This window comes from Micropruina sp. (genome assembly GCF_047602385.1).
Classification (GTDB): Bacteria; Actinomycetota; Actinomycetes; order Propionibacteriales; family Propionibacteriaceae; genus Micropruina.
The window spans coordinates 362,799-382,936 of the sequence record NZ_JASGHL010000003.1 but is presented as its reverse complement, the minus strand read 5'-3'; the positions used below and the strand labels follow the sequence as shown (position 1 = coordinate 382,936).

Below are 20,138 nucleotides of genomic sequence, written 5' to 3'. Positions count from 1 at the left end.
GCCATGGCCAGGTCCGGGCACTGGCGCCAGGTGACGGCCAGCCTCGCCGACACTGATCGCCGGCTGCTCTATGCCCGCATCGTGGTGGCCGATGCCGAAGGCCGCGCACTGACCGCCGGCGACCTGGATTCCGCCGGCGCGCGACGGTTGCGGGCGCTGACCTCGGCCGGCCTTGTCACCGTCGAGCAGGACGAGTTGCGACCGAGTGAGATATTCGCCGGCCTGCTGCGCGATGATCCGCCCCGCGCGGCCGAGGGCCCGGAGCGTTTCCTGACCGGCGGACGGCTCACCGGGCTGCCGCGCCGGGCTCGCGACCGGGCAGAGTTGTTCGGCTGGCTCGCCGGCCGCGTCCTGGCCGCCGGTGAGTGTCTGGACGAGAAGCAGCTCACCTCCCGGTTGGCCCAGGTGGCCGACGACCCGGTCGCGCTGCGCCGCTACCTGGTGGACGCCGGGTGCCTGCTGCGCAGTCCGGACGGGCGTGACTACCGGCTGCCGAGCCCTCGATGATCGATCCAACCGAAGCGGCGCGGGCCTGGGAGAACCCGCTCAGGACTCCTGCCGGGCCGGTAGGCAAGCTGGGTCTGATTGGCGGCGCCGCCGACGTCCTCGTCGGAGTGGGTCTGCCGGTTTCGGCGGAGCCTTTGTTCGCGGCCGTGCGGCCCCGCCCGATCACTTCGGGACCGGGAGCGGGAACCATCCAGGTCGGCACCGACTTCGGGTCGCTGATCTGCGTCCGCCCGCCCGACGGCGAGGTGTTGTCGGTCCGAGCGGACGGCGGCCCGGTTCGCCGGGTGAACGCCGACCTCGCCTCCTTCGCCGAGTTCCTGGCTCTTACCAGTGGCGTCCTGGCCCGGTTCGCGCAGTTGGACGACGACCAGATCGACCGGTCGGTGGCGACGCTTCGTCAGCAGTTGCTACGACTCGACCCGTCGGCCTTCGCTGATCCCGACGACTGGTGGGCGCTGATCTTCGAACAGCTGAGTGACGGTCTGCTGTAGCCATCGGTTCGGTTCGCTGTGTGCTCGCGTTCCGGTTCAGCGGTTCGTGCAGTTCACGGCGATCGCAAGGGCGTTGCACACCGCGTGCATGCGGTCGCCGGCCAGCCGTCCGAGTCGCTGGACGAGCAGACCGGCCGGCACCTGCTCCACCGAGTCGAGGTTGACCACGCACGGACGGGGGACCGGATCCTCCCCGGGTTCGAGGCGAACCTCACTGGGCAGGTTGCGGATCGTCGTCGTGCAGGGTGCGATCATCGCCAGCCGGCGAGCCGTGATGGCCGCGGTCCGGGAGAGGATGACGACGGGACGGCGTCCGATGTCCGGGTGCTCACACCACCACAGCTCACCCCACTCGGGAAGGCTCATCGCGGACCGGACGTCCGGACGGCGGCGCCGAAGCTGGCCAGATCGCCCCACTCGTCGGGAGCGTTCATCGGCTGGGCGGCGTAGCCGGTGCTGTAGGCCCGATCGATCTCGACCGCCCGGACCTCGGCCAGCAGGGCCCGGAGGGCCCGCTCGATCATGCTCGCGTCCGTGCCGGTGTGATCGAGTGCTCGTGCCCGTGCCAACAACTCGGCGTCCACCGTCGTACTGATACGCTGCCGTGCCATGCCACGATCATGCCACGAATGTGGCAGTTGGGACGCACTGATCGATGCGGCTTTCTCGCTGGTCGAGCTGGTCGAGCTGGTCGAGACCTCGTTCACGGAACACGGGCCGGGGTCTCGACAAGCTCGACCCACGATGATCGGGGACTCAGCGCGGGGTCAGGTGCACCCCGGCGATCATGCAGCGCACCGATCCGCCGGCGCGTTCGATGCTCGGAATGGCCAGCGGCAGCAGGGTGGCCGACTCTTCGATGACGGCCCGCTGCTCGTCGGTGAGCGCGTCGGCGGCCCGGGCGGAAAGCGCGAGCACGCGTCCGTTCGAGCCGGTCAGTTCGAGGATGTTGCCGGCGAAGTCGGCGACCTGGGCGAAACTCAGTTCCAGCACCGTGCGTCCGCTGTCGGCGAGTCGTCCGGCCACCTCGGCGCGGCGGGCCGGCTCGCTGATCGCGTCCAGGCAGATCAGCACGTATTCCGACGCGATGCCCATCATCACGTTGGTGTGGTAGACCGGACGGCCGTCCGGCCCGGCGGTCGGGAACGCCATCGGCTCGTAGCCGAACGCGGTGCAGAAGCGCTCCAGGATCACCGGATCGGCGCGGTGCGAGTTCGCCACGTAGGCGAGCCGTTCGGCGTGGTCGAGCACCATTGCGCCGGTGCCCTCCAGGAACAGGTTGTCGTACTCCAGACCCGAGTAGTCGATCACCTCCTGGACGCGGTAGGTGCTCTTCAGCAGCTCGATCACGTCCGCGCGCCGCTCCCGGCGGCGATTCGGCGCATACATCGGGTAGATCGCGATCCGTCCGCCGTGGTGGGTGGAGAACCAGTTGTTCGGGAACACCGAGTCCGGCGTGTCCAGCTGGCCGAAGTCGTCGAACACGTGCACGGTGACGCCGGCCCGGGTCAACTCATCGACCGCGGCGTCGAACTCCGCGCGCGCGGCGGTCGCGATCGCCTCGGTGGCGTAATCGCCGGCCGGAACCGTCTGGAAGGCGTTGTCAGCGAGCGTTTCGGCGTTGACCCTGAAGCGGTGCGGGCGCACCATCACCACGGCGGTCGGCGCCTGGACATTGCGGTAGTTCATCGGCGAACCCTTCTGATCCGGCTGTCTGAGGGGCAGGTCCGACCGAACCAGGCGCCAGAGGCTGGCCGGTGCGGACTGCCTGAACGCACCACCGGGGACGCGAGAGCACGATACCCGACCACGTCCGGCGCTCCGAGCCCGGTGATACCACTCCGAAACAATTCCGCAATACCCTGACCCCCGTGAGCGCACTGTTCTCGGACTATCAGGCGACGGGGCCGGCCTTCGACGAGATGATCTCCAGCGAGGGCGTCCGGACGGCCTACTCCTCCGCATTGCGGCAGCTGGGCAAGCTCGAGGCCACGGAGGTCCGGTCGCGGGCCGACTACCTGAAGAGCACCTATCTCGACCAGGGCGTGACCTTCGACATCGGCGGCGAGGAGCGCCCGTTCCCGCTCGACATCGTGCCGCGGATCCTGCTCGCCGACGAATGGGCCGTGGTCGAGGCCGGCGTCGCCCAGCGGGTCAAGGCGCTGGAGGCCTTCCTGGCCGACGTGTACAGCGACGGCAAGGTCTTCGACGACGGCGTCATCCCGCGCCGGGTGGTGACCAGTTCGCCGCACTTCCACCGGGTGATGCACGGCGTCGTGCCGCCCAACGGCGTCCGGGTGCACGTCTCGGGGATCGACCTGATCCGCGACAACGAGGGCACTTTCCGGGTGCTCGAGGACAACGTCCGGGTGCCGTCCGGGGTCTCCTACGTGATGACCAACCGGCGGGCGATGTTCTCGGCCCTGCCCGAGGTGACCAGCCGGCACCGGATCCGACCGGTCGAGCAATACCCGCTGCAGCTGCTGGCGGCGCTGCGTGCGGCGGCGCCCAGCGGCATCACCGACCCGACGGTCGTCGTGCTCACCCCGGGCGTCTACAACTCGGCCTACTTCGAGCACGCGCTGCTGGCCCGGATGATGGGCGTCGAGCTGGTCGAGGGCCGCGACCTGGTCTGCCAGGCCGGACGCGTCCGGGTGCGGACCACCCAGGGCTTGCGTCCGGTGCACGTGATCTACCGGCGCCTGGACGACGAGTTCCTCGACCCGGCCACCTTCCGGGCCGACTCGATGCTGGGCTGCGCGGGTCTGATCAACGCCGTCCGGGCCGGCAATGTCACGCTGGCGAACTGCGTCGGCAACGGGGTTGCCGACGACAAGCTGGTTTACACCTACGTGCCCGACCTGATCCGCTACTACCTTTCCGAAGAACCGATCATCCCCGGTGTCGACACCTGGCGGATGGAGGACCGGGACTCCCGCGAGGAGGTGCTGGACCGGCTCGACGAGTTGGTGCTCAAGCCGGTGGACGGCTCCGGCGGCAAGGGCATCGTGATCGGGCCGGTGGCCAGCCAACGCAAGCTGGACAAGCTGCGCTCGGCGGTGCTGGCCAACCCGCGCGGCTGGATCGCCCAGCCGGTGGTGCAGCTCTCCACCGTGCCGACGATGATCGACGGCTCGATGCGTCCCCGGCACGTCGACCTGCGGCCGTTCGCGGTGAACAACGGCAGCAGCATCTACGTGCTGCCCGGTGGCCTGACCCGGGTGGCGTTGCCCGAGGGCGAACTGATCGTGAACTCGTCCCAGGGCGGCGGCTCGAAGGACACCTGGGTGCTGGCCCGCGACGGCGTCCGCGGACAACGCAAACGGACCCGGCCCAAGGCGATGCCGATGGTGGTCCCGCTGGCCGACATCGGCGACGAGAGCATTCAACAGCAGCAGGAACAGCAACAGCAGAGCCAGTGGATGGGGTCGTCATGCTGAGCCGGATCGCCGAGTCGCTGTTCTGGATCGGCCGTTACCTGGAGCGCGCCGAGGACACCTGCCGGATCGTCGAGGTGCACCTGCAGCTGCTGCTGGACGACCCCAGCGTCGACCAGGACGCGGCCGGCCAGTCGCTGCTCGAGGTGATGGGCTATCCGCCGCCCGAGGGCCGGACGTCCGACGTCCAGTACGTGCTGAACGCGCTCTGCTACGACTCCGGCTCGCCCACGTCGGTGGCGGCCGCGCTGGGCGGCGCCCGGGAGTCGGCGCGGCGGGCTCGGGAGACGGTGTCCACCGAGATGTGGGAGGCGATCAACACCACTTGGAACTCGGTGCGCGGCGGACGGCTGCAGCGGATGCGTCCGGCCACCGCCTTCAAGCTGATCCGGGAACGCTGCGCGGTCATCTCCGGGACCGCCGACTCCACGATGAGCCATGACGAGGGCTGGCGATTCCTGGTGCTCGGCCGCTCCATCGAGCGGGCCGACATGATCGCCCGGCTGATCCAGTCGGCGTCCATCACCTCGGGTTCGCAGAGCGCCTGGAACAACGTGCTGCGCGGCTGCGGTGCCCATCACGCCTTCCTGCGGACCTACGGCGGCGTCACCACCGACCGGGACGCCGCGGAGTTCCTGCTGCTCGACCGGCTGTTCCCGCGCTCGCTGGTGTTCACTCTGACCGCCGCCGAGGACGCGCTGGCCGACCTGGGCCAGACCGAACGCCGGGCCGGCATCGAGGACGCCGCGCAGCGGCTGCTGGGCACCGCCCGGGCCGAGTTGGAGTACCGGCCACCGGGGGAGGTGCTGCACGACCTGCCCAGCCGGATGGCCGACCTGCAGTGGGTCTGCAACCAGGCCAGCACGGCGATCAGTCAGCGGTACTTCGAGGGGGCCACGGCGGCCGTGTGGCGGGGAGGCGAACAGTGACCAGGCAGATCCGGATCGTCCATCACACCGGCTACGCGTACCGCGAGCCGGTGCTGGGCTCGTACAACGAGGTGCGGATGACTCCGCGCACCACCCGCGAGCAGTGGGTGGTGTCGTCGCGGATCGACATCCAGCCCTCGCCCTGGGTGCTGAGCTACCGCGACTACTGGGGCACCAAGGTGACCTCGTTCGAGATTCGCGAGCGGCATTCCCGGCTTGGGGTGACGTCGACGGCGACGGTCGAGGTGACCCGGGCCGCCGAGCCCGGCCCCGGGGCGAGCTGGGAGGAACTGGCCGATCCGGGGCTTGAGGACCGGATGGTCGAGATGCTCACCCTCAGCGAGCACATCGACCCCGGCCCCGAGTTGTGCGGGTTCGCCGCCGGGGTGGCGCGGGCGGCAAGCCCGGCCGAGACCGTCGCCGCCGTGGTCGCGACCATCCGCGACCGGGTCCAGTACATGACCGGCGTCACCCACGTCCGGACCCGAGCCAGGGACGTCTGGGACGCCCGCGCCGGCGTCTGTCAGGACATGGTGCACGTCGCCATCGGCGCGCTGCGCAGCGTGGGCATCCCCGCGCGCTACGTCTCCGGGTACCTGATGCCGGCGAAGGACCCGGTGTCCGGCCAGGCCCGCAAGGCCGAGTCGCATGCCTGGCTGCAGTACTGGGACGGCGCCTGGGTCGGCCTCGACCCGACCAACGACTCCGCTCCTGGTGAGTTCCATGTCGAGGTCGGCGTCGGCCGGGACTACACCGACGTGCCGCCGCTGCGCGGCATCTACTCCGGGGCTGCCGAATCCGAGATGTACGTCGAGGTCGAGATGACGGTGCTCGAGTAGGCCGGACGTCCCATCTGCCGAGCGCCAGCAACCCAGTGGTCCGGTCGCCGGAATTACTGTCCCTCGGCGACGACTCCGCCGGGTCCTGAGGATGGGTCACGTCCCGCCGGGGCCGGCGATCTCGACATCGCCGTCCGATGGAGGGTTGCCTGACGGATTTCGTGTCGCGACCCGACATCGGCGAGCCACCTCTCCATCGGTCACGGATCTCGACATCGCCGAACGCCGGGAAGCCGGGCGAGTGGCTGGTGACGCCGACGAGCCCGGCTAGCCTGGACGGGTGGACAATCTCCCGATCTCGTCGAAGTACCGGTCCCGGCCGCTGGAGCCGCTGAGCGACGGCGAGCGCGAAGAACTGGCCGGACGGCTGAACGAGGAGTTCGCGCGGGGAGCCATCGACACCGACGACTACCGGGCGATGCTGGACCGGGTGTTCGCCGCCCACACCCTCGGGGAGGTCGCGGAGGTGGTGGCCGCACTGCCGGCCAAGGACACCTTCGCCGTCCCGGCGGTGATCGAGACCGGCACGGTGGCTCCCGGTGAACTGCTGCCGGCCAAGCGGCCGGGCAACAAGGGCGCGGTGCTGATGGCCGCCGGGCTCGGCACCGGGATCGCGGTCGCGATCCTGCTGCTGGTGCTGATCCTGCTGTAGCAGCCGCAGCCGCAGCCGCAGCCGCCCACCGGCCGGGCTAGCGGACCTTGACCGCCTTGTTGGTGGGGCGGATGTCGGCACCGGTCAGGTTCTCGTGAGTCACATACGTGGCCAGCGCGGCGGAGAGCAGTTGTGCCCACGGGTCGCTGCCGCCCCGGCTGGAGGCGCCGGCCAGCACCACCGTCGTGGTCTGCGGACGTAGCGGCGGCTGCCGGAGCCAGGTTCGCGCCGACGCCCAGCGGGTGCCGAATCCCGGGTCCGGTGAGCCGGCGGTGTGGTCGTGCACGATCAACAGCGGACCCTCGGCCGTCGTCATCCGGTACTCCACTCGAACCCCGCCGGGGCTGTGGTGGACGTCTTCGCTGACCACCCCGGGCGGCCCCGGATCCGGAGACGACAAGGATCCGGATCGCGCAGGGTCAGACCGGCCTGATCCGGATAGTTGTGTGCCGGCCGTGGCCGGGTCGGACGTCACCACGATCCGTGGAGCCAGCGCGGGCCGGGTCCAGGCCGTCCGGCGGCGCAGCACCGGCTCGCTCCGGCCGGTCAGCCGCAGGTACTCCCACGGGTTCACGGTGGCGACGATCGCGTCCACCTCAACCGTGCCGGTGGCGGTCTGGACCCGGCCGGGCGCGATTCCGGTGACGACCTGGCCGAGCCGCACCTCCACCCGGCGCAACGCCAGCCGGGCAGCCAGTAGATCGATCAGTTCCGCGCCCGGCACCGGGACGCCGTCCCGGGTCAGCTGCCAACGGCCGAAGGTGCGTTCGATCGCCAGCCGGACGGCGACGAACTCGGGCGTCCGCTCCGGCCGGGAGCCGATTCGCCACGCGCTCGAGCGGAGCAGCGCGTCCGCCTGCGGATGACCGGAGCGGCGGGCCAGGGCGGCGACGCTGTGGTTGACACCGAGCCGGCGACGCCGGGCCAGGGTGAGCGCGGCGTCGTCGAACTCGTCCTCGAGGCCGAGCCGGCGCAGCAACTGCCAGCGTTCGTCGAGGTCGTCCAGCAGATCCCGCCAGCGGCTCGCCGCGCCGGAACCCCAGGCTTCGGACAGCACCCCCCACTGGTCACCCCGGTCGGCGGGCAGCTTCAGCACGCTGCCGTCGGCGAAGTGATGGACGGCGGCCGGCGCCGGCACCAGGGCGTGGCCGCTGCGGGCCAGTTCGGCATCGAAGGGACGCCCGGACTTGCGGAACAGGTCCCGCCAGGGTGCCGGGAAGGTCAGCACCGGCGGCAGCACACCCGGCTCGGCCCAACGCCCGCCGAGCCGGTCGCCGGCCTCGAACAGCACCACCCGGTGGCCCGCCTTGGCCAGCCGGGCGGCAGCCGCCAGCCCCGCCAGCGACCCGCCGATGACCGCGACCTCACTCATCTCGCCCGGATTCCTGGCCGCTCCGGTGCACTGACCAACGGATCGGGACAACTCATGGCGTCACCCTACGGCCGCCGCGATTCCACGCCCACCGCGTAGGGTCGCCGGGGTGATGCACCACGACCAGTTGTCGATCGACGCCGACGTGGTGGCGGCGCTGGTCGCGGGCCAGTTCCCGCGATGGCGCGGCCTGGCCATCCGCCCGGTGGCCGCGATGGGCACCGTCAACGCGCTGTTCCGGATCGGGGACGGCCTGGTCGCCCGGTTCCCGCTGCGACCGGAGGACCCCGGTGCCGTCCGGGCAACCCTGGAGCGGGAGGCGTCCGCGGCCGCGGAGCTCCTCGGCCGGGTGAGCGTGCCGACCCCCGAACCGGTGGCGCTCGGACGCCCCGGCCCCGGCTACCCGCTGCCCTGGGCGGTGCAGACCTGGCTGCCGGGCCAGCCGGCCTGGGACCGCCGGCTGTCGCCGGACTGCGCGTCCGACCTGGCCGCGCTGGTCCGGGCGATGCGCAGCATCGAGGTGGGCGGACGGCGATTCACCGGCACCGGCCGCGGCGGCGACCTCGCCGCGCATGACGAGTGGGTGGCGCACTGCCTGGACCGCAGTGCCGGCCTGTTCGACGTCCCGGCCGTGGCCGCACTCTGGACGCGGCTGCGCCGGCTGCCGCGACACTCTCCCGACCTGATGGCGCACACCGATCTGACCCCGGGCAACGTGCTGCTGGATCGTGCCGGACGGCTGGCCGGCCTGCTGGACGTCGGCGGCTTCGGCCCGGCGGACCCGGCGCTCGACCTGATGGTGGCCTGGACGATGCTGGATGCCGGCCCGCGCGAACGGTTCCGCTCGGAGGTGGACGCCGACGAGCTCGACTGGCAGCGCAGCCGCGGCTGGGCGCTGGAGCAGGCGGTCGGGCTGGTCTGGTACTACCGGGTGAGCAACCCGGCGATGCATCGGCTGGGCCTGCGCACCCTCGATCGGCTGCTGGGGGACGGCGATCGCTGATTCTGTCGGTCCCGGCTGGCAGGCTTGACGCGTTCCGGCATTCGGGGGCTATGCTGGGCGCATCGAACAGATGTTCGATATCGAGTCGGGGAAGGGCTCACAGCTCCCCGGCGCGGACGGACCTCGACCCCCGTCCGCGCCGGGGTTGTCCGTTCCCGGCGCCCCCTGCAAGTCATGGAGGTCGATGATGTGCAGCCCGCAGGCAACCAGCCCTGGCGGTGGCCGGCGCCGGCCGTCGGTGTCGGTGGCGGTGTGATGGCCGTCCCGGAGCTGGCCGGTGCGCTGGCCGCGCTCACCCAGGCCGAGCTGGCCGAACGTCCGGCGGAGCGCTTCCTGCTGGCGCACCTGGCGGCGCTGCGGGTGGCAGCGGTGGTGTTGGCCTGCCGGGCCTCCGGCGGCGCTGGTCGCGCCCGACCGCGTGACGTGTGGCAACTGCTCGCCGAGACCGCGCCCGAGTACGCCGAATGGGCCGGCTTCTTCGCCGCCTCGGCGCTGAAACGCGAAGCGGTCCGAGCCGGCGCGGTGGCCATGGTCAGCGCCCGCGAGGCCGATGACCTGCTGCGTGACGTGGGCATCTTCCACGACCGGGTGGCGCGCCGGCTGTCGCCGGCGCCGGCCCGGCGGGAGGTCTCGTGACAGCTCCGAGCCACGACGGGCTCCGGCCCGGCCCGTCGTCGCGGGCCCGCGAGCGGGTGATCATGCACGTCGACATGGACGCGTTCTACGCCTCGGTCGAACTGCGCCGGCGTCCCGAACTCGTCGGCCGGCCGGTCTACGTCGGCGGCGAGCGGCGCGGGGTGGTGCTGAGCGCCAATTACCAGGCGCGGGCGTTCGGGATCGCCGGCGGCATGTCGTCGGCGAAGGCCCGCCGGATGTGCCCACAGGCGGTGGCCATCCCGCCGGACTTCGACGCCTATACCGAGGTGTCGGCCGGCATCGGTGCGGTGTTCGAGTCGGTCACCGGCCGGGTCGAGATGGCGTCCATCGACGAGGCCTACCTCGATGTGACCGGCAGCCTGCGTCCCTGCGGCGACGCCCGCGCGCTCGGCGAGTTGCTGCGCGCGCTGGTCCACGACGAGCAGGGCATCACCTGCTCGGTGGGCATCGGCCGCAACAAATTCATCGCCAAGGTCGCTTCCAGCCAGGCCAAGCCGGACGGCCTGGTCGAGGTGCCGCCCGGCGGCGAGGCGGCCTTCCTGCATCCGCTCGCGGTCGAGCAGATCTGGGGCGTGGGGGAGTCGACCGCCGGCAAGCTGCACCGGTTGGGCATCGTCACCGTCGGCGATCTCGCCGACACCCCGGTCGGCACGCTGCGGCGGGCCTTCGGGCCCCATCAGGGCGCCCTGCTGGCCGACCTGGCCTGGGGTCGCGACGACCGGCGGGTGATCGCCCGGGCCGGCGAGCGGGGCGTCGGCTGCCAGCGGACCCTGGCCCACGACATCTCCGATCCGGCCCGGGTGCGGACCGAACTGCTCCGGGTGTGCGCAACGGTGGCGCGCCGGATGCGTCGGGCCGGCGTGCTCGGCCGGGTACTCACCGTGACCATCCGGTTCGCCGACTTCCAGACGGCATCGAAATCGGCGACGCTGTCCGGCCTCACCGACACCACCGATGAACTGCACGCACAGGCGATGCTGCTGTACCACCGGCTCCGCGCGTCCGGGACGCCGATCCGCCGGGTGGGCGTCCGGGTCCAGGGTCTGGTGGAGGCTGGAAAGGCGTACTGCCAGCCGACCCTGGACGCGCCCGAGCGCGGCTGGCGTGAGGCGGAGGTGGCGATGGACGCGGTGCGCCGGAAGTTCGGTCCGCAGTGCCTGGAGCGGGCGGTTCTCGCCCGCAGCGACTAGCCGGATCACCGGTCTCGTGGCCGCCACCACGTCCAGCGCCGGCCAGGCCTCTATTGAGGTGAACCGTTCGGGCGATTTGTTCCGTTTGCCGGACCGCCCGCCTAGACTTGGTTCGCGCCATCGCAGCGCGCACATTTGAACCGAAGGGAGGTTGGCATGGCTCTTTCCGAGGACGAACAGCGACTCCTCACACAACTGGAGGAGGCTCTGGCAGCCGAGGATCCCAAGCTGGCCAGCACCCTGCGGGGAACGACCACTCGCCGGTTGCATCGTCGTCGAGCAGCCCTGGCCGGGGTCGGATTTCTGATCGGCATCGGTTGCCTGATCGGTGGCATGCAGGTCAGCATCGCCCTGAGCATCGCCGGTTTCGTGATCATGCTCGCCGCCACCGTCGTGGCGATCACCTCATGGCGTCACGTCGGCGATGCAGCCGTCACCCGCCCGGCAGCCCGCTCGCCACAAAGCGAGAAGGCATTCATGGACAAGATGGAAGAACGCTGGCGGCGTCGCCAGGACGAAGGCCAGTAGCACTTTCAGCCGCGCCACCACAGGCGTCGCCACAACGACCGTGGCAGCACCACCTGCATCCACTTCTGCGGACCTGTGAGGTTCGCGACGAGGCCCGCGCGGACGACTTGGACGTCTGGGCGCAGTCCGTCGACTGCGCCCAGCGTCTGCGCGTAGCGGGCCTGCTCGACCAGCACCGCGACCCGGCCCAGTGCCGCGGCCGCGTCGCTCGGCAGGCCCGCTGACACCAGGTCGCCGATCTGTCGTGCCGACCCGTGAGGCCACCGGCCGCCGGCGTCCCACACGCTGTCCCGGATCTCGTCCCAGGCGCCGGCGACGGCCTGTCGCGGACCGGACGCCGACAGTCGCCGCGCCCGGCGCAGCCGGCGCAGTCCCCACGGTGTTGCGGCCACCGCGGCGGCCAGCGCCCCTCCGCCGGCCCAGACCGGCCAGTCCGGACCGGGCTGCTCCGCCGCCGGCTGCTCAGGCTCGGGGGCCGGAGCCGGCTCCTCGGTCTGCGGCGTCGGTTCGTCGACGGTGGGGCTGGGCTCCGGCGTCGCGGACCGGGTCGGTGCCGCGCTGGGCCCGCCGCCGGCATAGTCCGGCGGGCTGGCCACCGACGGCGTGGGCTCGAAGGCGACCCAGCCCAGCGACTCCAGGTACAGCTCGGGCCAGGCGTGCATATCGCGGATCGACACCTCCCAGCCGTCGCCGGCACGGCTGCCGGGCAGGAAGCCGACGGCCACCCGCGACGGAATGCCGACGGCCCGGGCGAGCACCGCCATCGAGGCCGCGAACTGCTCGCAATAGCCGGTGCGGTCGTCGAACAGGAACCGGGTCAATGCGTCGTAGCCCGAGCCGGGGGCCGGGTCGGTGCTGTAGGTGAAGGCCGCCGAGCGCAGCCAGTTCTGGATCAGCACGGCTTTGCGGCCGTCGGTGCTGCCCCGGCGGGTGATCTCCTGGGCGAGCGCCCGGACGCGGGGCGGCAGGTCGGCCGGCAGGACGGCGGTCGACCCGGCGTCCGACGGCGTGCCGGCGCGGGCCGCGGCCACCTGCTCCGCGCTGGGCTCGACATCGACGATGGTGGCCTGGTAGCGCAGCCCGTTGGTGGCGGAGCCGCGTTGCTGCGAGGTGGCCAGCACGCTCAGCGAGACCGGATCGTGTCGCCAGTCACCGCCGGCCCGGAAGTCGGCCGGCGCGTAGGGCAGCGGCAGCCACTCTGAGTTGAAGCCTTCGACCGCGACGTCGATCTGGAACCGGGGACGTCCCAGCGGGGCGCCGGGCGGCGCGGGCAGCGGCCCGTCGAACAGCTCGATCGGGCTGAGGTGGAAGCCGCCGGCGTCGAAGACCGGCAGCGACGTGAGCCGGAGGCGCGCTCCCGCCCGCGAGCTCGTGGTGTAGGTGAGGATCCGCCGATCCACCGGCTGCTGCAGGTTGCGCCGCAGGTCCAGGGACGGATCGCCCATCTGGACCGGCCCGCGCCCGGTGAACGGGGGAGGGCGGTCGGGGTCGATCCCGGGGGTGACGACACCGGCCAGTGCCGCCACGGGCGCGGCGGCGAGCAGGCAGACCAGCCCCCCGGTCAGCAGGTCGAGGGTGCCCCGAGCCGCGACGGCGAACCGCGGACGGCGGGTGGCCGAGTCGGCGAGCAACACCAGCAGGTAGCCGGCGGCGAGGGCGAGCAAGGTGCCGAGGGAGGTCGTGGTCGGCAGCGCCAGCGCGGACAGCAGGTAGGGCACTCCCAGCGGCAGCAGCGTCCAGGACGCCTGCCCGTGGGCCACTGCGAGCTGATCGGCCAGGAAGGCCAGCACGCCGACGGCGGCGCCGGTGACCAGCCGGACGCCGAGGTTGGGTCCCATCGGCGCACTCGAGATCACCGTCCACTGCACGCCGTCGGCGAGCACCCGGGGCAGCGCGAACGGACTCGTCAGGCCGGCGCCGAGGGCCAGTGCGAACCAGGTCGCCGCCCCGATCGTCGCCTGTACCGCGCTGGCCATGCCGTCGCCGCGGATCAGCCGGCGGGCCAGGATCCCGGCACCGCCGATCGCCGCGATCAGCACCAGGCAGTCCAGAAACAGACCGCTGTCGGCGGTGATCGGGGTCAGCGCGGTGAGCGCCAGCGCCATCGCCGCGGCGACAGCGGCACCGAGCAGATCGGACGCCCTCACCGGCCCGGTGCCTCATCGAGCAGGTCCCAGGCTCGACCGACGCTGAGCCGACGGGCATCGGCGACCACCCGCCAGCCGTCCGCGATCAGGATCTCGGCCGGGTCCGCGGCCTCCGGTGCCGGCGGCTGCAGCACGATCGCCCGGCAGGGGGCCGGGTGTGGCCGCGCCGTGGTCAGCGCCAAAGCGTCGGTGCGCGACAGCCGTCCGACGATGGCGATCACCAGCTGGGCCCGGGTGCCCGCGCGGGCCCGTAGCGCCGCGCCGAGATCACCCGATGTGGTCAGGGTGCTGTCGGTCAGTTGATCCAGCACCGCCTCCCGCCCCGTCTCTCCGGCCGCCGCCAGCTGCCGTCCACCGGCCTCGGCCAGGGTCACGTCGTAGCCGGCGTCCAGCAGGTGGACGGCGATCGAGGCCGCCGCCGACACCGCCCACTCATAGCTGGACCGGGGTCCGTGGCCGACCTGGCTCTTGGCTCGGTTGTCCAGCAGGATCAGCGCGCTGGGCTCCCAGGCGTGCTCCTCGCGGCGCACCATCAGCGTCCCGGTCCGGGCGGTCGAGGGCCAGTGGATGCGGCGCAGCTCGTCGCGCGGCCGGTACTCGCGAATGAGCGCGTCGTCGGGGCCGATCACGCTGCTGCGGCGTTCGGCAGCCTCTCCGACCAGACCGGTGCCGGCACCGTGGGCTGCCCGGCTGAGCGGTAGCACGGCCGGTGTCACGGTGAGCAGGGTCCGCTCGGCGAGCTGGTGCCTGGTGCTGGCCAGGCCGAGCGGGTCGACCGTCGTCCACAGGATCGGCCCGATCCGGTACCGGCCGCGCACGGAGGTGGCGAGTTGATAGGAGTACTGGCTGCGCAACCGCCCCCAGCCGGTCAGCACCGGCAGCGCGGGCGCCTCGCCCAGGCCCTCGGGGACGGCTTCCTCCACCACCCCCCACCCGCCCAGCCCGGCGCTGCCGCGGTCCAGGTCCAGCGCGGCCCGGACGGGGGATCCGGCGGGCACCCGGTCGGGGACCAACCGGCGCCGGGCGCGCGGCCGGCGGGTCGAGATCAGCGCCACCCCGCAGGCCGTCCCGACCAGGCCGAGCAGCAGTCCACCGGGCCAGGCCAGGCCCAGCAGCCCGGTGGTGCCGGCGCCGATCAGCAGCACCACGCCGGCGGTGGCCAGGCCGAGGCCGCGGGGGGTGAGCCGGATCATCGTCGCGGACCTAGTCCCGATCGGGGACGCCGACGCTGTCGACGGCGGCCCGGACGATGTCCTCGACGCTGCGCTGGGCCAGTTGCGCCGTGGGGCTGAGCAGGATGCGGTGGGCGAGCGCCGGCGCCGCCAGCGCTTGGACGTCGTCGGGGATGACGTAGTGCCGGCCGTGCAGCGCGGCGCGGGTCTTGCAGGCGCGCAGGAGCTGCAGCCCGGCCCGCGGCGAGCCGCCCAGCCGGACGTCGGGGTTGTGCCGGGTGGCGTCCAGCACGGCGACCAGGTAGTCCTTGATGGCGGCGTGCACGAAGATCCCCCTGACCCCGGCGGCCAGTTCGGACACCCTGGCCGCGTCGGTGACCGGCCGCAGATCGGCGAGCGGATCGCCGCCGCCATGGTGGTCGAGCATCGCCACCTCCGCGGCACGGGCGGGATAGCCCATCGAGATCCGCAGCATGAACCGGTCCCGTTGGGCCTCCGGCAGCGGGTAGGTGCCCTCCATCTCGATCGGGTTCTGGGTGGCGATCACCATGAACGGATCGGGCAGCGGGTGGGTCACTCCGTCGACGGTGACCTGGCGTTCCTCCATCGCCTCGAGCAGCGCCGACTGGGTCTTCGGTGAGGCGCGGTTGATCTCGTCGCCGATCACGATGGTGGCGAACACGCCGCCCGGCTTGAACTCGAAGTCGCGCCGCTCGGCGTTGAAGATCGACACGCCGGTGATGTCGCTGGGCAACAGGTCCGGGGTGAACTGGATGCGTTGCGCGGTGCCGTCGATGGCTCGCGCCAGGGTCTTGGCCAGCATGGTCTTGCCGACCCCCGGGACGTCCTCGATCAGCAGATGCCCGGACGAGAACAGTGCGATCAGCGCCAGTTCGATGGCCTCGGGTTTGCCCTCGATGACGGTGTGTGCCGCGGCCCGGATGTCCTGCGCGACGGCCTGCAGGTCGTCCACCTGACTCATCGGGCTGCGTTCCACGATCCCCCCTCGGCTTCGATCTGTCGCCACCCTACCGGGCGGCTCAGAGCGGCCCGCGCGGGCCCCCGGGCGGGAGGAGAACCACGCAGGACGACCCGCCAATCTCGTCTGGTGGAGGAAAGTGGAGTACAGTGGCGCCAAGTGGAGGACAGAGTCGAGGGGGTGGGTCCCGAATGTTCCTGGGCACCCACACGCCGAAGCTCGATGACAAAGGTCGCTTCTTCCTCCCCGCGAAGTTCCGCGAGGAACTGAACGGGGGCCTGGTCATCACCAGGCAGCCTGACCGCTGCCTGGCGATCTTCACCCCAGCCGCCTACCAGGCGGCTGCCGATCGGATGATCGCGGGATCGTCCAGCCTGGCGAAGGTGCGCTCGGTGCAGCGGATGTTCGCCTCCGGCGCGGATTCGTCCACGCCGGACAGCCAGGGCCGGATCACCGTGCCGGAGCACCTGCGGAACTACGCGGGCCTGCGCCGGGAGATCGTCGTGATCGGCGCCTTGGACCACATCGAGGTGTGGGACGCGGAGACCTGGGCTTCCTACGCCGCGGCGCAGGAAGAGGCCTTCGCACAGATGGACGAAGAGGTATTCGGAGCGGGGTGACCCGCCGAGGCAAACACCGTCGCGTGCGGTGCGGCTTCAATCCGATGGGCGACGCCTCCTGGCGCACCTTCCCCGGTGCCAGGCGGATCCCACGGATTGAAACCACAGCGCACGCGAGGGTGCCATCCAGGGCAGCTGAAGGGGTCGAGATGGACGGGCGGCAGGTAGAGCACGTGCCGGTGATGTGCACGCGCATCGTCGAACTGCTCAGCGTGCCCTTGCAGGCGCCGGATGCCGTCTATGTCGACTGCACCCTCGGTCTCGGCGGACACGCCGAGGCGATCCTCACCGCCTGCCCGGAGGCTGGACTGATCGGCATCGACCGCGACCGGCACGCCCTGGACGCCGCAGCCGCCCGGCTGGCGCCGTTCGGTGACCGGGTCTCGCTCTTCCAGGCCCGCTACGACGAGCTGCCCGAGGTGCTCGCCGAGGCGGGACGCCCGCGGGTGCAGGCGATCCTGGCGGATCTGGGCCTGTCCTCGATGCAGATCGATCGCACCGAGCGCGGTTTCGCCTACCGCACCGACGCCCCGCTCGACATGCGGATGGACGACACCCAGCAACTCACCGCCGCCGACCTGCTGAACACCGCGTCCGCCGGCGAGCTGACCAGCATCCTGCGCCGGTTCGGCGAGGAACGCTTCGCCGACCGGATCGCCCGCCGGATCGTCGCCGAGCGCGACGCCGAGCCGTTCTCGGGGTCGGCCCGGCTGGTCCGGGTGATCGAGCAGGCCATCCCCGCCGCGGCCCGCGCCGCCGGCGGCGGGCATCCGGCCAAGCGCAGCTTTCAGGCGCTGCGGATCGCGGTCAACGACGAACTCAGTGCGCTGACCGGGTTGTTGCCGGCCGCGATCGACGCGCTGGCGCCGGGCGGCCGGCTGGCCGTGCTGGCCTATCACTCGGGCGAGGACCGGCTGGTCAAGAACGCGCTGCGCGAGGCCGCCACCGACCGAGCGCCCCGCGGGTTGCCGCAGGTGCCCGCGGCGCTGCGGGCCCGGCTGGTGCTGCTCACCCGCGGCGCCGAGCGTCCCGATTCAGACGAGGTAGAGATCAATCCGCGTGCCGCCTCGGCACGGCTGCGCGCGGGGGAACGGATCGACGAGGTGGCAGCATGACGGCACTCCTGGCCCCCAAGCCCAGTCCGAGCGAACGCAGGCCCGAGGAGCGAGCGCCCCGGTGGAGCCTGCGCGAGGTGCGGCTGCCCGAACGGAGAGTCGGCAACGTCTCGTTCATCCTGGGCCTGGGGGTGTTCCTCGCACTGGGCATGGTCGGGCTGCTGCTGCTCAACACCGCGCTGCAGGAGCAGGCCTTCGCCGTCCGCGACCAGCAGCGGACGGCGACCCAGCTCGGCTACCGGCTGGCATCGCTGGAGACCGAGGTCACCGAGGCGCGTTCGAGCACCCGGCTGGCGATCGCCGCCACGAAGCTCGGCATGGTGCCGAACCCGTATCCGGTCTACCTGCCGCTGCCCGGCGGCCGGATCGTCGGCGACCCGACCGCGATGACCGGCAATGAGGTGCCGGACGTCCGGTACCGGACGCCCGAGCAGCTCGCGGCGATCGCCAAGGCCCGCGAGGAAGCGATGGCCAGGCAGGCCGAGGAGGCCAAGCAGAAGGCCGAGGAGGCCAAGCAGAAGGCCGAGGAGGCGAAGAAGGCAGCGGCGAAGAAGAAGGCCGAGGAGGCGAAGAAGGCAGCGGCGAAGAAGAAGGCCGACGCCGAGGCCAAGAAGAAGGCCGCGGCCAAGAAGGCTGCCAAGAAGAACGGGAGCGGCCGGTGACGGCGCCGCAGTCGGGTCTGGCCAAGGCACTCTCCGGGCTGCGCCGCGCCCGGCTGCCGCTGGCCTCGCCGATCCGCCGGATGCGGGTGCTGCTGATCGTGATCGCGGTCGTGTTCTCGATGTGCGCCGGCCGGGCGTTGCAGGTGCAGGCATTCGATGCCCAGACCTACGCCACCGATGCCGCCGTGGCGATGCGGAAGACCCAGGTGCTGCCGGCCTCCCGCGGCGAGATCAGCGACCGCTACGGCGACATCCTGGCGTTCACCGAGGACACCGTGCAGGTGGTCGCCGACCCGAGAATGATCCGCACCAACGGCAAGATGGCCGACGCCCAGATGACCACCCGTGACCGGGAGGTGGCGGCCGCGGCACCCCAGCAGCTCGCGCAGATCCTGGCCAGGCACCTGGGCAACACCCCGGAGTCGTACCTGCCGCAGCTGACCGACCCGAAGTCGTCCTACCGGGTGGTCGCCAAGCGGGTCCCGGCGCAGACATTCGCCGATATCCAGACCGAGATGAACGAGGCCAAGCTGCTCGGCCTGCGCCGGATCACCGCCCCCACCCGGCGCTATCCCAACGGCACCTTGGCGTCGAACCTGATCGGCTGGGTGAACGAGCAGGGCCAGGCGGCGGGCGGCCTGGAGCTGTCGCTGGAGAAGCTGCTCAAGGGCACCGACGGCAAAGAGGTCTACGACTCCTCGCCGAACGGCAAGATCCCGCTCGGCGACAACGTCCTGATCCCGCCGCAGAACGGTCACAACGTCGGGCTGAGCATCGACTCGACCCTGCAACTCCTCGCCGAGCAGCGGCTGGCCAAGGCGCTGGCCGACAGCGGTGCCGAGGCGGCTGCCGTCCTGGTCACCAACCCGAACACCGGCGAGGTGCTGGCGATGGCCAACGCGCCGTCCTTCGACAGCAACGATCCCGGCAAGGGCGAGGCCGCGAACATGGGCAACCGGATCACCAACAACGTCTACGAGCCCGGCTCGGTGCAGAAGGTCCTCACCTTCGCCGCGCTGCTCGACTCCGGCACCGCCAAGGCCGACGACAAGGTCGTGGTGCCTCCGTTCATCAAGCAGGACCAGTTCACCATCAAGGACGCCTGGAACCACGGCACCATCACGCTGCGGGCCCGCGGCGTCTTCGCCCGATCGTCCAACCTGGGCACCATCACGCTGGCCCGGCAGATGGGCAAGGAGCAGCTGCACTCCTACTACACGGCGTTCGGCTTGGGGAAACGCACCAACATCGGGGTGAACGGCGAGTCCGCCGGGCTGCTGCCGAAGGCCACGATGGCCGACTACACCCGGGACGGAATCGCTTTCGGCACCAGCTTGTCGGTGACCGCGATCCAGAACGCGGCGGCGCTCGGGGCGGCGGTGAACGGCGGCATCTACCACGCCCCGACGGTGATCTCGACCCTGGACGGCCAGCCTTACACCCGGCCCAACCAGGACACCACCCCGCGCCGGGTGATCAGCGAGAACGCCTCCGAGCAGGTCCGCTCGTTGATGGAGCAGCAGGCCCTGAACCAGAAGAGTTCCGCCTTCACCGTGGCCGGCTACCGGATCGGCTCGAAGACCGGGACGGCACGGCTGTTCGACGCCGGCTGCAACTGCTACTCGCGGGACAAGCTGGTGGTCTCGACGGTGGGTGTCGCGCCGATTGAGAACCCGCAGGTGCTGGTCTACGCGGTGGTGTGGAACCCCCGCAAGGGCAGCTCCGGCGCGGCGGTGGCGGCCCCGGTGATGCACGACGTGCTCTCCCTGGCGCTGCCCCGCTACGCGGTGGCTCCGTCGTCCACCAAGGGCGTCAAGCTCCCGCTCCAGTAATAGGGT

General features: G+C 71.6%; 21 protein-coding genes. 14 read left to right on the top strand and 7 right to left on the bottom strand.

Annotated elements, in window-relative coordinates:
• Window positions 1-3: 3 nt before the first annotated feature.
• A complete protein-coding gene (locus tag QM711_RS11275) occupies window positions 4-507 on the top strand; it encodes a DUF2087 domain-containing protein (RefSeq protein ID WP_415099331.1) in 504 nt (167 codons plus the stop codon).
• Entirely contained in the window at window positions 504-998 is a 495-nt protein-coding gene (locus QM711_RS11270) for an SUKH-4 family immunity protein (RefSeq protein WP_415099329.1), read from the top strand. The genes QM711_RS11275 and QM711_RS11270 overlap by 4 nt, the downstream gene beginning before the upstream one ends.
• Window positions 999-1,034: 36 nt before the next feature.
• On the opposite strand, the gene QM711_RS11265 is transcribed toward QM711_RS11270, so the two are convergent.
• The 3 genes from QM711_RS11265 to ctlX form a co-directional block, all read right to left on the bottom strand.
• A complete protein-coding gene (locus tag QM711_RS11265; RefSeq protein WP_415099327.1) occupies window positions 1,035-1,364 on the bottom strand; it encodes a type II toxin-antitoxin system PemK/MazF family toxin in 330 nt (109 codons plus the stop codon).
• A complete protein-coding gene (locus QM711_RS11260; protein ID WP_415099325.1) occupies window positions 1,361-1,609 on the bottom strand; it encodes a hypothetical protein in 249 nt (82 codons plus the stop codon). Before QM711_RS11260 ends, QM711_RS11265 begins: the two co-directional genes overlap by 4 nt.
• 145 nt (window positions 1,610-1,754) lie before the next feature.
• On the bottom strand, window positions 1,755-2,687 hold the full coding sequence (gene ctlX, locus QM711_RS11255; protein WP_415099323.1) for a citrulline utilization hydrolase CtlX: 933 nt from the start codon (window positions 2,685-2,687) through the stop codon (window positions 1,755-1,757).
• Window positions 2,688-2,869: 182 nt separating this feature from the next.
• Here ctlX and QM711_RS11250 point away from each other — a divergent pair, with 182 nt between their 5' ends.
• The 4 genes from QM711_RS11250 to QM711_RS11235 all read left to right on the top strand — a co-directional run bounded on the left by QM711_RS11250 (window position 2,870) and on the right by QM711_RS11235 (window position 6,855).
• A complete protein-coding gene (locus tag QM711_RS11250; protein ID WP_415099321.1) occupies window positions 2,870-4,438 on the top strand; it encodes a circularly permuted type 2 ATP-grasp protein in 1,569 nt (522 codons plus the stop codon).
• The gene (locus QM711_RS11245; RefSeq protein WP_415099319.1) at window positions 4,417-5,364 is read left to right on the top strand and encodes an alpha-E domain-containing protein; all 948 of its coding nucleotides are present in this window, start codon (window positions 4,417-4,419) and stop codon (window positions 5,362-5,364) included. The genes QM711_RS11250 and QM711_RS11245 overlap by 22 nt, the downstream gene beginning before the upstream one ends.
• A complete protein-coding gene (locus QM711_RS11240; protein ID WP_415099317.1) occupies window positions 5,361-6,203 on the top strand; it encodes a transglutaminase family protein in 843 nt (280 codons plus the stop codon). The genes QM711_RS11245 and QM711_RS11240 overlap by 4 nt, the downstream gene beginning before the upstream one ends.
• Window positions 6,204-6,483: 280 nt before the next feature.
• Complete coding sequence (locus tag QM711_RS11235; RefSeq protein ID WP_415099315.1) at window positions 6,484-6,855, top strand: DUF1707 SHOCT-like domain-containing protein; 372 nt, start codon at window positions 6,484-6,486, stop codon at window positions 6,853-6,855.
• A 37-nt stretch (window positions 6,856-6,892) separates the two neighbouring features.
• On the opposite strand, the gene QM711_RS11230 is transcribed toward QM711_RS11235, so the two are convergent.
• A complete protein-coding gene (locus QM711_RS11230; protein ID WP_415099313.1) occupies window positions 6,893-8,227 on the bottom strand; it encodes an FAD-dependent oxidoreductase in 1,335 nt (444 codons plus the stop codon).
• A 112-nt stretch (window positions 8,228-8,339) separates the two neighbouring features.
• Here QM711_RS11230 and QM711_RS11225 point away from each other — a divergent pair, with 112 nt between their 5' ends.
• The 4 genes from QM711_RS11225 to QM711_RS11210 all read left to right on the top strand — a co-directional run bounded on the left by QM711_RS11225 (window position 8,340) and on the right by QM711_RS11210 (window position 11,605).
• Window positions 8,340-9,230: an aminoglycoside phosphotransferase family protein gene (locus QM711_RS11225; protein WP_415099974.1), complete on the top strand. Its 891-nt coding sequence runs from the start codon at window positions 8,340-8,342 to the stop codon at window positions 9,228-9,230.
• 174 nt (window positions 9,231-9,404) lie between these two features.
• On the top strand, window positions 9,405-9,866 hold the full coding sequence (locus tag QM711_RS11220; RefSeq protein ID WP_415099311.1) for an SAV_6107 family HEPN domain-containing protein: 462 nt from the start codon (window positions 9,405-9,407) through the stop codon (window positions 9,864-9,866).
• Entirely contained in the window at window positions 9,863-11,077 is a 1,215-nt protein-coding gene (gene dinB / locus QM711_RS11215; protein WP_415099309.1) for a DNA polymerase IV, read from the top strand. Before QM711_RS11220 ends, dinB begins: the two co-directional genes overlap by 4 nt.
• A 156-nt stretch (window positions 11,078-11,233) precedes the next feature.
• Window positions 11,234-11,605, top strand: coding sequence for a DUF3040 domain-containing protein (locus QM711_RS11210; RefSeq protein WP_415099307.1), 372 nt, complete (start codon window positions 11,234-11,236; stop codon window positions 11,603-11,605).
• Window positions 11,606-11,610: 5 nt separating this feature from the next.
• Here QM711_RS11210 and QM711_RS11205 read toward each other — a convergent pair whose 3' ends face one another.
• The 3 genes from QM711_RS11205 to QM711_RS11195 are packed head-to-tail and all read right to left on the bottom strand — an operon-like array spanning window position 11,611 to window position 15,906.
• Entirely contained in the window at window positions 11,611-13,752 is a 2,142-nt protein-coding gene (locus tag QM711_RS11205; protein WP_415099305.1) for a transglutaminaseTgpA domain-containing protein, read from the bottom strand.
• A complete protein-coding gene (locus QM711_RS11200; protein ID WP_415099303.1) occupies window positions 13,749-14,945 on the bottom strand; it encodes a DUF58 domain-containing protein in 1,197 nt (398 codons plus the stop codon). The genes QM711_RS11205 and QM711_RS11200 overlap by 4 nt, the downstream gene beginning before the upstream one ends.
• Before the next feature lie 10 nt (window positions 14,946-14,955).
• Window positions 14,956-15,906: an AAA family ATPase gene (locus QM711_RS11195; protein WP_415099301.1), complete on the bottom strand. Its 951-nt coding sequence runs from the start codon at window positions 15,904-15,906 to the stop codon at window positions 14,956-14,958.
• A gap of 188 nt (window positions 15,907-16,094) precedes the next feature.
• On the opposite strand from QM711_RS11195, the gene mraZ reads away from it, so the two are divergent.
• From mraZ to QM711_RS11175, 4 genes are all read left to right on the top strand, one after another.
• On the top strand, window positions 16,095-16,523 hold the full coding sequence (mraZ, locus tag QM711_RS11190; RefSeq protein ID WP_298131917.1) for a division/cell wall cluster transcriptional repressor MraZ: 429 nt from the start codon (window positions 16,095-16,097) through the stop codon (window positions 16,521-16,523).
• Window positions 16,524-16,672: 149 nt separating this feature from the next.
• Window positions 16,673-17,638 carry a 16S rRNA (cytosine(1402)-N(4))-methyltransferase RsmH gene (gene rsmH, locus QM711_RS11185; protein WP_415099299.1) on the top strand — a complete coding sequence of 322 codons (966 nt, stop codon included), beginning with the start codon at window positions 16,673-16,675 and terminating at the stop codon, window positions 17,636-17,638.
• Window positions 17,635-18,300 carry a hypothetical protein gene (locus QM711_RS11180; RefSeq protein ID WP_415099297.1) on the top strand — a complete coding sequence of 222 codons (666 nt, stop codon included), beginning with the start codon at window positions 17,635-17,637 and terminating at the stop codon, window positions 18,298-18,300. The genes rsmH and QM711_RS11180 overlap by 4 nt, the downstream gene beginning before the upstream one ends.
• A complete protein-coding gene (locus QM711_RS11175) occupies window positions 18,297-20,132 on the top strand; it encodes a peptidoglycan D,D-transpeptidase FtsI family protein (RefSeq protein ID WP_415099295.1) in 1,836 nt (611 codons plus the stop codon). The genes QM711_RS11180 and QM711_RS11175 overlap by 4 nt, the downstream gene beginning before the upstream one ends.
• Window positions 20,133-20,138: the final 6 nt, after the last annotated feature.

Excerpts from the sequence above, each read along its gene's own strand:
- QM711_RS11275 (WP_415099331.1), top strand. The coding sequence starts at position 4 with ATGGCCAGGTCCGGGCACTGGCGCCAGGTGACGGCCAGCCTCGCCGAC.
- QM711_RS11270 (WP_415099329.1), top strand. The coding sequence starts at position 504 with ATGATCGATCCAACCGAAGCGGCGCGGGCCTGGGAGAACCCGCTCAGG.
- QM711_RS11265 (WP_415099327.1), bottom strand. The coding sequence starts at position 1,364 with ATGAGCCTTCCCGAGTGGGGTGAGCTGTGGTGGTGTGAGCACCCGGAC.
- QM711_RS11260 (WP_415099325.1), bottom strand. The coding sequence starts at position 1,609 with ATGGCACGGCAGCGTATCAGTACGACGGTGGACGCCGAGTTGTTGGCA.
- ctlX (WP_415099323.1), bottom strand. The coding sequence starts at position 2,687 with ATGAACTACCGCAATGTCCAGGCGCCGACCGCCGTGGTGATGGTGCGC.
- QM711_RS11230 (WP_415099313.1), bottom strand. The coding sequence starts at position 8,227 with ATGAGTGAGGTCGCGGTCATCGGCGGGTCGCTGGCGGGGCTGGCGGCT.
- QM711_RS11225 (WP_415099974.1), top strand. The coding sequence starts at position 8,340 with ATGCACCACGACCAGTTGTCGATCGACGCCGACGTGGTGGCGGCGCTG.
- QM711_RS11220 (WP_415099311.1), top strand. The coding sequence starts at position 9,405 with ATGGAGGTCGATGATGTGCAGCCCGCAGGCAACCAGCCCTGGCGGTGG.
- QM711_RS11210 (WP_415099307.1), top strand. The coding sequence starts at position 11,234 with ATGGCTCTTTCCGAGGACGAACAGCGACTCCTCACACAACTGGAGGAG.
- QM711_RS11200 (WP_415099303.1), bottom strand. The coding sequence starts at position 14,945 with ATGATCCGGCTCACCCCCCGCGGCCTCGGCCTGGCCACCGCCGGCGTG.
- QM711_RS11195 (WP_415099301.1), bottom strand. The coding sequence starts at position 15,906 with ATGAGTCAGGTGGACGACCTGCAGGCCGTCGCGCAGGACATCCGGGCC.
- mraZ (WP_298131917.1), top strand. The coding sequence starts at position 16,095 with ATGTTCCTGGGCACCCACACGCCGAAGCTCGATGACAAAGGTCGCTTC.
- rsmH (WP_415099299.1), top strand. The coding sequence starts at position 16,673 with ATGGACGGGCGGCAGGTAGAGCACGTGCCGGTGATGTGCACGCGCATC.
- QM711_RS11180 (WP_415099297.1), top strand. The coding sequence starts at position 17,635 with ATGACGGCACTCCTGGCCCCCAAGCCCAGTCCGAGCGAACGCAGGCCC.